The following is a 13260-nucleotide window of genomic DNA, read 5'->3' as shown; positions in this document are numbered from 1 at the left end:
CCATGCGGGGGCACGGGCCATTGTATTCGTTTTACATAGAGATAGGCAGGCTGTAAGAAACAACCACTTTCAGATCTTCATCAACGCCTTCTTCGCCTTTGTCCAGATCAGCGCTCTGATCGATCACTTTAGAGAAGGTGAAAGACAGGTTGTCGTTGTATGCGTAGCCTACGTCCAGGTGGGTGTAGTCATTGTCAGCGCCGTCATCAGCGTGGCCCAGAGTCACAGAGTAGGCGTCCATACCGTAACCCAGAGTGAAGTAGCTGTAGTCATCGTTAGACTCAGCGCCAACTGGCATGTAGTAAGTGAAGGAAGCGCCAGCGTAGCCCAGGGAGATGATGGCATCGGAGTAATCGAAGGTGTTGCCACGGGTGTCTACACCAGCATCAACGTCATCGTCTGCCATGTTTGCGTAAGGGAAAGCATTGGCACTTGGGTAAACGTAGGTCCATACGCTTACGTCGACAGAGAAGTCACCCATTTCGGCGCCGTAACCAACGTACAGGTCGTATTCGTTACCCAGAGAGCTGTCACCGCTGGAGGTCCAAACACCAGCGTACGCACCGGAAGCGCTTACAGACAGATCGCCGGAAACTGCTGGAGAGCCGTTGCCCAGATCCATACCGCGCCACAGGTACATGCTGGACACAGTGGCAGAAGCAGAAACTTCAACTTCAGCCTGAGCAGTGTGAACAGCAGCCAGACCTGCAGTCATTGCACCAGCCAGAACGATTGCTTGAGACAGTTTTTTCATGGTTCTTTTCCTTCATCAGTTAGCGAAGCTTTTTGATTATTGGTGCTGCGCACCGTTTTCTTTCTGTTAAAACTCGGTACAGACGATATAGCAGTCGCTGTGCCAACTTTTAAAAACTCCATTTTTTCAGCTACTTGAGCGTAACTTCCGTGAAAAATGCGTCAGCGGGCGATACTTTTCGGTGCAGGCTGCGGGAAAACGCACCAAAAAGTCACAACACTCTTATAGCACTAGCACACATATGATGCACAGCGGCAAGACGAGACTTATAACAGGGCAAATGCATTCGGAGCATCAGCCGGACGTGTTAGGATGCGGTCATTACCGAGGAGAATTTCATGCTGAATCAGGATCAGATCCGCGCCCGGATCGAACAATTACTGCAGCAGTCACCGCTGTCTGGACTGTCCAATGACGTGCGCCTGCTGATCAAAGGCCAGATTGCCAGCCTGCTGACCAGTGCTGACATCGTCAGTCGCGAAGAATTTGAAGTGCAGGCCGAAGCGTTGCGCCGCACTCAGGCCAAGCTGGCTGAACTCGAAGAGAAGCTGGCAAAACTGGAACAAGCGTCCAGCAAATAAGTGCCGGAATTGAGAAGGAGATCACAGGATCTCCTTCTCTTTATAAGCGAACGCTCAACAACCATCAGATGGCCAGCAGGGTTCTCGCCTCTTCCGACGCTTTTAATTCACTGCCCTTGCCTGCGGCGACCACACGCCCGCGTTCGAGAATGATGAATTCATCCGCCAGTTCGGCTGCAAAATCCAGATATTGCTCCACCAGCACGATGGCCATTTCGCCACGGTCGCGCAGCAGTTCAATCACCCGCTGAATGTCTTTAATAATCGACGGCTGAATCCCTTCGGTCGGCTCATCGAGAATCAGCAGTTTGGGTTTCAGCAATAACGCACGGGCAATGGCCAGCTGTTGTTGCTGACCGCCGGATAAATCGCCACCCCGACGCTTCAGCATTTGCTGCAGCACAGGAAACAGCGCATAAATCTCAGGATCAATGCGGTGCTGACTGCGCGGCAAAGCCGAAAATGCGGTCTGCAGATTTTCCTCAACGGTTAATTGCGGAAAAATATCCCGGCCCTGGGGAACATAGGCAATACCATTGCGGGCACGGTCCGAAGGGGCAACACCGCTCAGGGATTTACCCAGCCATTCAATGCTGCCGGCGCGGGGGCTCAGATGCCCGGCCAGGGATTTCATCAGGGTGGTTTTACCCACACCGTTGCGGCCCAGCACACAGGTGACCTTGCCCACATCGGCTGTCATCGATACACCGTACAGCGCCTGACTGGCCCCGTACGCAACATCCAGTTGATTTACATTTAACATTTCCGATCCCCTGACTTAACGGCCCAGATACACTTCGATGACCTGAGGGTTGGCCTTAACCGTGGCCAGCGAGCCCTCTGCCAGCACATGACCTTCATGCAGCACCGTCACTTTGCAGTCGAGTGCTTCGATAAAGTCCATGTCGTGCTCCACCACCATCAGCGAGTATTTTTTCGCCAGCTGCTTAAACAGCGCAGCGGTTTTCATGGTTTCTTCGTCGGTCATGCCCGCGGCCGGTTCATCGATTAACAGCAGCTGCGGCTCTTGTCCGAGCAGCATGCCGATTTCCAGCCACTGTTTCTGACCGTGCGACAGACTGCCGGCCAGCCAGTCGGCTTTATCCGCCAGATCAATCAAACCCAGAATTTCATCCAGCTTGGCCGCTTTTTCAGCGCCGAGCTTATGCGTCAGAGCCGCCCACAAACCGCGGCCGCCTTTTAGCGACATTTCCAGATTTTCAAACACGGTTAAGCTTTCAATCACGCTCGGTTTCTGGAATTTACGGCCAACACCCAGATTGGCCACCGCCGCTTCATCGTAGCGGGTGAGGTCATACTGAGTGTTGGAGGAATCGGTAAATACGATGGTGCCGTTGTCCGGGCGGGTTTTGCCGGTAATCACATCCATCATGGTGGTTTTACCGGCACCGTTAGGGCCGATAATGGCGCGCATCTCGCCCGGCGCGATCACCATCGACAACGAGTTCAGAGCTTTAAAACCATCGAAGCTGACGCTGACACCGTCCATATACAGCACGGCCGGGTTATCAATGTGTTTCGGAATTGCAGCACTCATGACAGGCTCTCCTGTTCGCTCACCGGCGCACCTGCGTCAGGCTTTTTGCTCAGCCACTGTTTTTGTTTAATCTGCGCCCACAGGCCTACCACACCTTTTGGCAGATAGAGCGTGGTCAGCACAAACAGACCACCGAGCATAAACAGCCACAGCTCGGCGAAAGCGCCGGTGAAATAGGTTTTGGCGTAGTTCACCAGCACAGCACCGATCACAGCGCCGTACAGCGAGCCGCGACCACCCACCGCTACCCAGATAATAATTTCGATGGAATTAATCGGTGCAAATTCGCCCGGATTAATAATGCCCACCTGAGGTACATACAAGGCACCGGCAACGCCGGCCAACATGGACGACACGACGAACACAAACAGCTTGTAGTACTCGACACGGTAACCGAGGAAGCGCGCACGCGATTCGCTGTCACGGATGGCCACCAGCACGCGGCCGAGTTTCGACATCACAATAAAGCGGCTGATTAAATAGCCGAGAATCAACGCCAGTACAGACGCCACAAACAGCGCCGAGCGGGTGCCGTCGGACTGCAGACTGAAACCGAGAATGTCTTTAAAGTCGGTCAGACCGTTGTTGCCACCAAAGCCCATGTCGTTGCGGAAAAAGGCCAGCAACAAGGCATAGGTCAGCGCCTGGGTAATGATCGACAGATACACTCCGGTCACACGGGAACGGAAGGCGAGGAAGCCGAACACAAAGGCCAGAATGCCCGGTGCCAGCAAGACCATCAGCATAGCGAACCAGAACTGATCGAAGCCAAACCAGTACCACGGCAATTCCTGCCAGTTGAGGAATACCATAAAGTCCGGCAATACCGGGTTGCCATACACGCCCCGGTCACCGATCTGACGCATCAGGTACATGCCCATGGCGTAACCGCCGAGCGCAAAGAAGGCCCCGTGACCCAAGCTTAAAATACCGCAGTAACCCCAGATTAAATCCACCGCAATCGCCAGCAAGGCAAAGCACAGGTATTTGCCGAGCAATGTCATGGTGTAGGTCGATACGTGGAAAAACGAATCGTCCGGGAACATCAGATTGCAGAACGGAACCACCACCGCCAGTGCCAGCAGCACCAGCATCAGACGCCGGCCACCGGCGTCACTCATAATCAGGCGCGTTAAAGGGCCCATGTTTTGCGTATTCATACGGCCTCCTTACGCATTTTCGACAGCACGACCTTTCAGCGCGAACAGGCCGCGTGGTCGTTTCTGAATAAACAGAATGATGAATACCAGCACAAAGATTTTGGCCAGCACGGCACCTGCCAGTGGTTCGAAAATTTTATTGGCAACACCGAGCGACATCGCGGCTACCAGGGTGCCCCACAAATTACCGACACCGCCAAACACCACCACCATAAAGGAGTCGATGATATAGGCTTGACCCAGATTCGGACCCACGTTGGTGAGCTGCGATAACGCCACACCGGCGATACCGGCAATACCGGAACCCAGACCAAAGGTCAGTGCATCCACCCAGCCGGTGCGGATACCCATAGAACTGGCCATCGGCCGGTTCATGGTCACCGCCCGCATCTGCAGACCGAACAGGGTGCGCTTCAGCACCAGCGCCAGCAGGGCCAGCACCATTAAACTGAAAATAATGATGTACAGACGGTTCCAGGTCAGCTCCAGCGCCGGGTTAATCATGAAGGTGCCGGCCATCCAGTCGGGTGTCGCCACTTCACGGTTTAACGGGCTGAAAATCGAACGCACCGCCTGCTGCAGAATCAGACTGATGCCAAAGGTCGCCAGCAGGGTTTCCAGCGGACGACCATACAGATGACGGATCACACCACGCTCAATGGCCACACCCACGGCGCCGGACACGAGAAAGGCGGCCGGAATAGAAACCACCAGCGACAACCCAATATGCTCCGGCATTAATTGCTGAACCACATAAGTGGTGTAAGCACCGAGCATAATCATTTCGCCATGCGCCATATTAATCACGCCCATCACACCAAAGGTGATGGCCAGACCAATGGCCGCCAGCAACAGCACCGCGCCCAGCGCGAGGCCGAAATACAGGTTTTCGATATAGCCGTTCACCGACACCAGTTTCTCGATGTCTTTCAGCACATTCTGCGCTTGTTCATATTCGGCTTTACGGCTGATTTTATCGTCGTCGGAAAAGGCCTGAATAAATTGGTTCAGGCCGGCGCGCACTTCCGGATACAGAGAGCCATCGAGCGCAGTCAGCGCGCCCAGACGTTTTTCCGCGTCAGCATCGTTCAGATCGATCAGCGCCAGAACTTGGGTCAGCACGTTTTTTACGTCGCCGTCGGTTTCTTTTTTGTGCGCCGCCAGCACCAGATCAGGTGCAACTTCCTGGCTGTTTTTAAGGAAGGTCAGCGCTGCGTCCATGCGCACATCCGCATGACGGGAGCTGATCTGAGCTTCAGAAATCAGGGCGCGCAACGCGATACGCAGTGAGTTATTCACACTGATTTTTTTGGTGTCGCGTTTATCCAGATCACCCACCGGGTCGCTGGACAGGGCGTACGCCAGTGAATCATCGTCGGCGACAATCACCAGCTGTTCGTTGTCTTTGCGGTAATTCAGTTTGCCATCGAGCATGGCATTCAGAAGGGGCAGAACACGTTCGTCATCGAGCGCGGCCATCTGGCCTGCAATCTCGGCTTTTTCTTTAAATCCGGCGCTGACCAGCTGAGTGCTCAGCGTGTTCAGATCCTGTGCCGGCTCATCGGCCAGTGCGAGCACAGCGCACAGTAGCCACACCAGGCCTATCATTGCCTGCATGCCATATTTCATCATGAAAATTAATCCTGTCGGGAAGATAAGTCCTCCGCGGGCGCGGAGGATCCGGGGCCTGCCCGGCTGAGCAGGCCCGGCTCACTTACTCGCCGGCTACAGCGCCACCACAGGTTTTGGTCACTGTGTTGTAGTTGCCGCACTTGATTGGCGCGGTCCAGTCGGAGATCAGGTTTTTGCTTTCTGGCAGGTAGTCAGTCCAGGCATCACCCGGAACCACACCGTCGGTTGACCAGACGATGTCGAACTGACCATCTTCCTGAATTTCACCGATCAGTACCGGCTTGCTCAGGTGGTGGTTTTTGTTCATCACGGCCATGCCGCCAGTCAGGTTAGGAACGGAAATACCGATCAGGGCATCTTCCACTTTATCGACGTTGGTGGTGCCGGCTTTCTCAACCGCTTTGGCCCACATGTTGAAACCAATGTACGTGGCTTCCATCGGGTCGTTGGTTACGCGCTTGTCGCTCTTGATGAACTTGTGCCATTCCTTGATGAAGGCTTCGTTCTCTTTGCTGTCGGCGCTCATGAAGTAGTTCCATGCTGCCAGGTGACCAACCAGAGGCTTGGTATCAAAACCGGACAGTTCTTCTTCACCCACAGAGAAAGCCACCACAGGAATGTCTTCCGCGCTCACGCCCTGGTTGGCCAGTTCTTTGTAGAAAGGCACGTTGGCGTCGCCGTTGATGGTAGAAACCACAGCGGTTTTCTTACCGGCGCTGCCGAATTTTTTCACGTCAGACACAATGGTCTGCCAGTCGGAATGACCAAACGGGGTGTAGTTGATCATGATGTCTTTGTCGGCCACACCTTTGGACTTCAGGTAGGCTTCCAGAATTTTGTTGGTGGTGCGTGGGTATACGTAGTCGGTACCCGCCAGAACCCAGCGCTTAACGCCCACTTCGTTCATCAGGTAATCCACCGCGGGAATGGCCTGCTGGTTAGGTGCTGCACCTGTGTAGAACACGTTGTAAGAAGACTCTTCACCTTCGTACTGAACCGGGTAGAACATCAGACCATTCAGTTCTTCAATCACCGGCAGAACGGATTTACGGGACACAGAAGTCCAGCAACCGAAAATCACATCCACTTTGTCTTTTTCCAGCAGCTCGCGGGTTTTTTCCGCAAACAGTGGCCAGTTAGACGCAGGGTCAACCACAACGGCTTCCAGCTTTTTACCCAGCAGACCGCCTTTTTTGTTCTGCTCGTCCACCATCATCAGCACGGTGTCTTTCAGTGTGGTTTCGGAAATCGCCATGGTACCGGACAGAGAGTGCAGCACACCGACTTTAATGGTGTCAGCGGCGTTCGCCAGACTGATGCCAGCCGCCAGAGTGGCCATGGTCAGCACCTGAGTCGCTTTGCCCAGGGTCTTGAGTCCCAGTTTTTTCATGAGTCCATCCTTCTTTTCTTTTGTGAGTTTTTCCCGGTTGCCGACAACGCCGTCGCAACTGAAGTGGGTAGCTTGCCCAGACCATTCAGCAAAGGCTGTACCAAGTTAATTTCCTGAAAAAATCCTGAATTCCGGGCAAAAAGTGGCCCTGCCGGCGTGTTTTTGGCTTTATTGCGCGCAGCGCGCACTGACATTGCACAGATTTAATTCACGCCATCCCTGTTGTGGTGCAAAACCGGAAATGGCGGATTTAATCAGCCATCGTTTATGCGGATATTCAGGTTGTAGAGTTGTTTGGCCTGCTGAATACGGTGCAAAGTTATGGTGCGCACCGTGTTTTTGCTTAATTCAATGTGCGCACTCAGCGCCACATTCGCGCGCACGGCGTCACCGGCCAGAATCAGGCGCAGAATGTGCGCGTGTTCATCGTAGGTCACGCCGATACGGTCGGGTTGGGTAAAGTCGAGGCGGCGGATAATGCGCAGCCGTTCGCACACGTCGCGGTGAATGGCCGCCATCTCCTGATTGCCGCGCGCGCTCACCAGCGCGAAATGAAAATCCTCATCCAGTCGCGCTACGTCGTCACTGGCCGACAACCGTTCCCCGGCGGCGACACACCACACCGATGTGAGTTCAGCGAGGCGCGCCCCGCGGTCGTTCTGTGCCGCGAGGAAACGCACGGCGTCGGTTTCCAGCAGCGTGCGCACTTCGTACAGATTTTCGAAATAACGGAAATCAAAAGGCCGCACCTGCCAGCCACTGCGGAAATGCACCTGCACATAACCGTCGCGCTCGAGCCGGTACAGAGCTTCCCGTACCGGTGTGCGGCTGGCGTTCATGCGCGTGGCAATTTCGCTTTCGCTGAAGCGGTCGCCGGGCAGCAACTGAAAATCGAAAATATCGTCTTTCAGTTGCTGATAAATGCGTTCGGCAACGCTGGCGGCGCGGCTCATATCAGGCCTGCTGCGCTTTCAGATGCTGAATAAACGCGCGCCAGCCTCCGAACTCGCTGATGTGGCGTGCATCGGCCACCACTTCCGGTTCGCAGATAAAGCCTTTCACCAGACGGCCATCGGCCAGCTCCAGCGTGCCTATGCCCAACGGGCGCGGAATTTCGTCAACGAAACTGCCGAACGCCGCCACATCCAGTCGCCACAGTTCGACGATGATTTCGTGCCCTTCCTGCGAACCGTCGGCCAGCAACGCATCGTTCACACGTACTAGGCCCGGCTTCGGCGGCACAGTGTTGGCGAGGGCGTACAGCTGGTATTTTTTCGCACTGACGGTCTGCTCCAGCAGCACGGCGTTGCGGCTGGTGAGCTGATGATTAAGCGGCATGCCGGTCAGGTGCGCACCGACCACGGCCACCACCACGGAGTCATCGCCGCGCGCACCCAGCATGACGGGGGCGGTCGGTAATTTCAGCGCCGCCTGCCAGTGTGCGGCAAAGGCCATTAACGCCGACTCGCTGAAGGCCGGGGCAATCACAGTGATGCCAAACGGCAGGCCGTCGGCGCGCATGTTGGCCGGCACCGAAACAGCCGCCAGATCGGCCAGATTCACGAAGTTGGTGTAGGTGCCCATCTGACTGTTGATGGTCACAGGCTCAGCGGCCAGCGCCGCGTGAGTCGGGAAATGCGGCGCGGTCGGCACCAGCAGCGCATCAAACTGCGCGAACAGGTCGGCGATGGCGCGCACCAGTTCTTTACGGCGGTATTCGGCACGGAAAGCGTCTACTGCGGAGCCCAGATTCGCGCCGTTCAGGGCTTTCTGGCCGCCGGTAATAATGCCTTTCACCACAGGGTCGATACCCGGCAGATCCTGCTCGAGGAACTCACCCACGGCGGCGTAGCGTTCCGCCACCCAGGGGCCCTGATACAGCAACGCTGCCAGCTCCCACAGCAGGGAGAAGTCGGTTTCCACCAGCTCATAGCCCAGCGCTTCGGCATTGCCGACGGCTTTTTCCCACGCCGCTTTTTGCTGCTCGTCGCCAAACCAGGGCGCCGCTTGCGGAATGGCCAGACGGCGGATGCTGCGCAGCGGGCTGCTGCCCAGCGCACGCGAATACGGATCTTCGGCGTCGTACACGCCGGCCACCGCCAGCACCTGTTCAGCGTCGATGCTGGTCAGTGCAAACACCGACACGCAATCGAGACTGCGGCAGGCCGGCAGCACGCCACGGGTGCTGAGTGCGCCAATGCTCGCCTTCAGCCCCACGATATGATTGAACCCGGCCGGCACGCGCCCGGAACCGGCGGTGTCGGTGCCCAGTGCGAAAGCCACGTAACCGCGCGCCACGGCGGTGGCGGAACCGGAGCTGGAGCCGCCGCTGATGTAGTCGCCGTTAAAGGCATTCGGCACAGCGCCGTAAGGCGAGCGCGCACCGACTAAGCCGGTGGCGAACTGATCGAGGTTGGTTTTGCCCAGCACAATGGCCCCAGCGGCTTTCAGCACGCGCACGACCTCTGCGTCGGCGTCTGGTTTGAAAGCAAACTCAGGGCAGGCGGCGGTGGTGCTGAAACCAGCCACGTCGATGTTGTCTTTCACCGCAAACGGCACGCCGTACAGCGGCAGCGCAGCGCGACCCTGTGCCTGCTCCAGCGCTGCCAGAGCCGTCAGCTGGCTGGCCAGCTGCGCATCCGAGGCCAGTTCGATCCAGGCCGAGCCGCTGCGCAAACCGTTAGTGGTGCTTTCTTCACTGCGCACCCAGTGCAGCAGGGCGCCGAGTAATTCACTGGCCTGAGCGCCTGCGCGGTAGGCCGTGCGCCAGTCTTTGAGTGTCCAGCCAGCCTGTGCGCGTCCGTTTGAAGTCGTCATGGGTTACCCTTGTGTGCAAACTTGTATACAAGATGCAGAGCGGGAATCGTGCCAGCGCCGTCCAACCAGACAGAACCCGGTTTATGCGGGCTCTGGGCAACCGGCACAGCACAGGCGCGCACCAAAACGAAGCAAGCCAGTCAGAAACGCATCGTCACAGCTCAGTCGGGCGCTGTTTAAGGGCAAGGCCTGACGCCGGGCAAGATTCCGGCGGACTCAGGCTTACAGTGGCCGCTGACAAGTCTATTCTTAGGGCACTTCTATTGGCGTATCCAAGGTCGGACCCGACGATGAACCTTAAGCCCCGCATCCTGTTACTGACCGCCGTGCTGATGGTGCTGTCCGCCGCCGGCATCTGGTTTCTGAGCCAGCAGGTGACGATGTCGGTGCTGAAAGAGTGGGCACTGAAGAGCTTCGAGACTCAGGTCAAACTTGAAAAAGAACGGGCCTTGCAGCCCATCATCCGCGAGGTCGCACTGGCCCGGCAGCTGGCCAATTCGCAGATGGTGCGCAACTGGGCGCTGGACGAGCACAACGCTGCGAAAAAGCAGGCGGCCCTCACCGAACTCGAAGCCTACCGCCACAACTTTGCCGACCACAGTTACTTCGTCGCCCTGCTCAGCAGCGGCGACTACTACCACAACAACGCCGCCAACGAATACGCCGGTCAGGAATACCGCTACAGCCTGCGCAGCGATAACCCGGACGACCGCTGGTTCTACAGCATCATCAACCAGAACCGCGACATTCACCTGAACGTAAACCCGGACATTCCGCTCAAGGTCACCAAACTCTGGATCGACGTGCTGCTGCGCGATGGCGACCGCATCCTAGGCGTGATCGGCACCGGCCTCGACCTCAGCGACTTTATCCGCCAGTTTTCGACCGCACCGGAGCCCGGTGTGCACAACCTGTTCTTCGATCACGAAGGCGCGGTGCAGATGTCAGCCGACATCAGCCAGATCGATTTCAACAGCATCACCAAAGCCGCCGCCGAACGGAAAACCATCTGGCAGCTGCTGGGTGGCCATGACAGTGAAACGCGCATCCGTCAGGTGCTGGCCAGCGCCATGGCGGCACCCGGTTCGGTCATCAGCACGCAGCTGCTGTTCGAGAGCGAAGAGCATCTGGCCGGGGTGATTTATCTGCCCGAGGTGGACTGGTACGTGATGACCCTGCTTGAGCCCGATACCCTGCTGCCGCTCAGCACCTTCAACCGCATATTCCTGCTGGCCGGCTTCAGCATTTTTGTGTCGCTGCTGCTGTTTAATCTGGTGCTTAACCGGCAGGTCATGCGGCCGCTGGCGCAGCTGGAAAACGCCATCGACACCCTGCGTGCCGGCAAGCCGGTGGACAGCGCCTTCCCTGACCACACCCAGGGCGAAGTCGGCCGCCTGATGAAGCACTTTATTCAGATGGGTGACGAAGTGCTGGAAGCACGCGAACGCCTCGAAACCCGGGTGCGGCAGCGCACCGAAGAACTGGAAAAGCAAACGCTTACCGACCCGGTCACCGGCCTGCTCAACCGGCGCGGCATGATGCAGCAGCTGGAACTGGAAATGGCGCGGCTGGAGCGCGAACACACGCCGTTCGGCATTCTCTGGCTGGATCTCGACGGCTTTAAGGTGGTGAACGATGCCTTCGGTCACAACGCCGGCGACACCGCGCTGGAGTCGACCGCGCACATCATCCGCAGCCATATCCGGCCGTATGATTTCGCCTCGCGCTGGGGCGGTGATGAGTTTCTGTTGCTGATCAAAACCAATCAGCAGCCGCTGCTCGATCAGCTGGGCCGCCGCCTGTGTGCCGCCGTACGTGAACTGGAACTGCACACCGATCAGGGCGAGCGTCTGCCGGTGACCATCAGTGCCGGCAGCAAGCTGGCGCAACCGGGCACGACCCTCACCGATCTGCTGGCCGCCGCCGATCAGGCCATGTATCAGGCCAAAGAAGCCGGCCGCGACCGCTATCTGTCGGGCTGAGCGCTGTTGCGCTGGCTGCCTTTCTATAAGTCCAGCTTATTTACTGTTATTCAGATTATTCAGTTCATCTATAAAAACCGTCTGATTACACTGAATCCATCACGTCACTTTCCACCTGAAAGAGGTCAGTATGGATTTTCAGCATTCCCCCAAAGCGCAGGACTACATCAAGCGCGTTAAAGAATTCATGAAGAATGAAATCGAGCCGGTGGAAGAAGCCTACCTGCGCGAACTGCACAGCCTGGACAACAAGTGGGTGGTGCTGCCCATCATCGAAGAGCTGAAAGCCAAAGCCAAAGCCGCTGGCCTGTGGAATATGTTCCTGCCGGACGAGCACCATGGTGCCGGCCTGAGCACGCTGGAATACGCCGCCGTCGCTGAGCTGACCGGCCGCTCGTTCATTGCTCCGGAAATCTTCAACTGCAACGCGCCGGACACCGGCAACATGGAAGTGCTGGAAAAATACGGCACGCCGGAACAGCAGGAAAAATGGCTGAAGCCCCTGCTGGCCGGTGAAATCCGTTCGGCCTTCTGCATGACCGAACCGGGCGTGGCGTCATCGGATGCCACCAACATGGAAGCCACCGCCATCGTCGAAGGCGACGAAGTGGTACTGAACGGCCGCAAATGGTGGAGCACAGGCGTGGGTCACCCGAACTGCAAAGTCGGTATCTTCATGGCCCTGACCAACCCGGATGCACCGCGTCACCAGCAGCATTCTATGGTGCTGTTTCCGTTCGATGCGCCGGGCGTAAAAATCGAGCGCATGCTGCCGGTGTTCGGCTTCTACGATGAGCCTTACGGTCACGGCGAAGTGAGCTTCACCAACGTGCGTGTACCCCTGTCCAACATCATCGCCGGCCCCGGCCGTGGTTTCGAAATCGCTCAGGGTCGTCTTGGACCAGGCCGTATTCACCACTGCATGCGCTTAATCGGCATGGCCGAAAAAGCACTGGAGCTGATGTGCATCCGCGCCGCCGGCCGCACCGCGTTCCATAAGCCACTGGTGAATCTGGGTGGTAACCGCGACATCATCGCCGACGCGCGAATGAACATCGAACAGGCCCGTCTGCTGGTGTTCAAGGCCGCGTGGATGATCGACAAAGTCGGCGCCATGGGCGCCATGAGTGAAATCTCTCAGATCAAAGTGATCGCACCGAACATGGCCCAGCAGATCATCGACGCCGCCATGCAGATGCACGGTGGTGGTGGTCTGTCGGAAGACTTCCCGCTGACCGGTCTGTTCACTGCCGCCCGCGCCCTGCGTCTGGCCGACGGCCCGGACGAAGTGCACCGCGGTCTGATCGCCAAGATCGAGATGATGAAATACAAAAAGTATATGAAAGACGCCTGAGGCTGCCTGCGGCCGTCTGACGGCCGCGCATA

The 13260-nt window shown here is 57.1% G+C and carries 11 protein-coding genes; 3 read left to right on the top strand and 8 right to left on the bottom strand.

Translation table 11 applies throughout. From position 1 onward, the window contains the following. Positions 1-31: 31 nt before the first annotated feature. Complete coding sequence (locus ACQUQU_RS16635; protein WP_430460831.1) at positions 32-754, bottom strand: TorF family putative porin; 723 nt, start codon at positions 752-754, stop codon at positions 32-34. 338 nt (positions 755-1092) lie between these two features. On the opposite strand from ACQUQU_RS16635, the gene ACQUQU_RS16630 reads away from it, so the two are divergent. Further along, positions 1093-1335, top strand: a complete 243-nt coding sequence (locus ACQUQU_RS16630; protein ID WP_430460830.1) for an accessory factor UbiK family protein — start codon at positions 1093-1095, stop codon at positions 1333-1335. Positions 1336-1399: 64 nt separating this feature from the next. Here the strand turns inward: ACQUQU_RS16630 and urtE are convergent, their stop codons facing one another. The 7 genes from urtE to atzF all read right to left on the bottom strand — a co-directional run bounded on the left by urtE (position 1400) and on the right by atzF (position 9892). After that, complete coding sequence (urtE, locus tag ACQUQU_RS16625) at positions 1400-2098, bottom strand: urea ABC transporter ATP-binding subunit UrtE (protein ID WP_430460829.1); 699 nt, start codon at positions 2096-2098, stop codon at positions 1400-1402. Positions 2099-2113: 15 nt separating this feature from the next. After that, the gene (gene urtD / locus ACQUQU_RS16620) at positions 2114-2893 is read right to left on the bottom strand and encodes an urea ABC transporter ATP-binding protein UrtD (RefSeq protein ID WP_430460828.1); all 780 of its coding nucleotides are present in this window, start codon (positions 2891-2893) and stop codon (positions 2114-2116) included. Further along, the gene (urtC, locus tag ACQUQU_RS16615; protein ID WP_430460827.1) at positions 2890-4053 is read right to left on the bottom strand and encodes an urea ABC transporter permease subunit UrtC; all 1164 of its coding nucleotides are present in this window, start codon (positions 4051-4053) and stop codon (positions 2890-2892) included. The genes urtD and urtC overlap by 4 nt, the downstream gene beginning before the upstream one ends. Before the next feature lie 9 nt (positions 4054-4062). Next, positions 4063-5685, bottom strand: a complete 1623-nt coding sequence (gene urtB, locus ACQUQU_RS16610; RefSeq protein ID WP_430460826.1) for an urea ABC transporter permease subunit UrtB — start codon at positions 5683-5685, stop codon at positions 4063-4065. A gap of 82 nt (positions 5686-5767) precedes the next feature. Further along, positions 5768-7075: an urea ABC transporter substrate-binding protein gene (gene urtA / locus ACQUQU_RS16605; protein WP_430460825.1), complete on the bottom strand. Its 1308-nt coding sequence runs from the start codon at positions 7073-7075 to the stop codon at positions 5768-5770. 254 nt (positions 7076-7329) lie between these two features. Further along, positions 7330-8028 carry a GntR family transcriptional regulator gene (locus ACQUQU_RS16600; RefSeq protein WP_430460824.1) on the bottom strand — a complete coding sequence of 233 codons (699 nt, stop codon included), beginning with the start codon at positions 8026-8028 and terminating at the stop codon, positions 7330-7332. 1 nt (position 8029) lies between these two features. Continuing rightward, positions 8030-9892, bottom strand: coding sequence for an allophanate hydrolase (gene atzF, locus ACQUQU_RS16595; RefSeq protein ID WP_430460823.1), 1863 nt, complete (start codon positions 9890-9892; stop codon positions 8030-8032). Positions 9893-10182: 290 nt separating this feature from the next. Here atzF and ACQUQU_RS16590 point away from each other — a divergent pair, with 290 nt between their 5' ends. Beyond that, a complete protein-coding gene (locus tag ACQUQU_RS16590) occupies positions 10183-11874 on the top strand; it encodes a GGDEF domain-containing protein (RefSeq protein WP_430460822.1) in 1692 nt (563 codons plus the stop codon). Between the two features lie 130 nt (positions 11875-12004). Further along, the gene (locus ACQUQU_RS16585; RefSeq protein ID WP_430460821.1) at positions 12005-13228 is read left to right on the top strand and encodes an acyl-CoA dehydrogenase family protein; all 1224 of its coding nucleotides are present in this window, start codon (positions 12005-12007) and stop codon (positions 13226-13228) included. Positions 13229-13260: the final 32 nt, after the last annotated feature.

Origin of the sequence: Thalassolituus sp. LLYu03, from assembly GCF_050507655.1 — a bacterium.
In the GTDB taxonomy this organism is placed as follows: Bacteria; Pseudomonadota; Gammaproteobacteria; order Pseudomonadales; family Oceanobacteraceae; genus Venatoribacter.
This window is presented reverse-complemented; position numbering and strand designations above follow the sequence as displayed.

Coding starts and splice junctions, on each gene's coding strand:
- urtD (WP_430460828.1), bottom strand. CDS start 2,893: ATGAGTGCTGCAATTCCGAAACACATTGATAACCCGGCCGTGCTGTAT.
- ACQUQU_RS16585 (WP_430460821.1), top strand. CDS start 12,005: ATGGATTTTCAGCATTCCCCCAAAGCGCAGGACTACATCAAGCGCGTT.
- urtA (WP_430460825.1), bottom strand. CDS start 7,075: ATGAAAAAACTGGGACTCAAGACCCTGGGCAAAGCGACTCAGGTGCTG.
- urtE (WP_430460829.1), bottom strand. CDS start 2,098: ATGTTAAATGTAAATCAACTGGATGTTGCGTACGGGGCCAGTCAGGCG.
- atzF (WP_430460823.1), bottom strand. CDS start 9,892: ATGACGACTTCAAACGGACGCGCACAGGCTGGCTGGACACTCAAAGAC.
- ACQUQU_RS16590 (WP_430460822.1), top strand. CDS start 10,183: ATGAACCTTAAGCCCCGCATCCTGTTACTGACCGCCGTGCTGATGGTG.
- ACQUQU_RS16600 (WP_430460824.1), bottom strand. CDS start 8,028: ATGAGCCGCGCCGCCAGCGTTGCCGAACGCATTTATCAGCAACTGAAA.
- urtC (WP_430460827.1), bottom strand. CDS start 4,053: ATGAATACGCAAAACATGGGCCCTTTAACGCGCCTGATTATGAGTGAC.
- urtB (WP_430460826.1), bottom strand. CDS start 5,685: ATGATGAAATATGGCATGCAGGCAATGATAGGCCTGGTGTGGCTACTG.
- ACQUQU_RS16630 (WP_430460830.1), top strand. CDS start 1,093: ATGCTGAATCAGGATCAGATCCGCGCCCGGATCGAACAATTACTGCAG.
- ACQUQU_RS16635 (WP_430460831.1), bottom strand. CDS start 754: ATGAAAAAACTGTCTCAAGCAATCGTTCTGGCTGGTGCAATGACTGCA.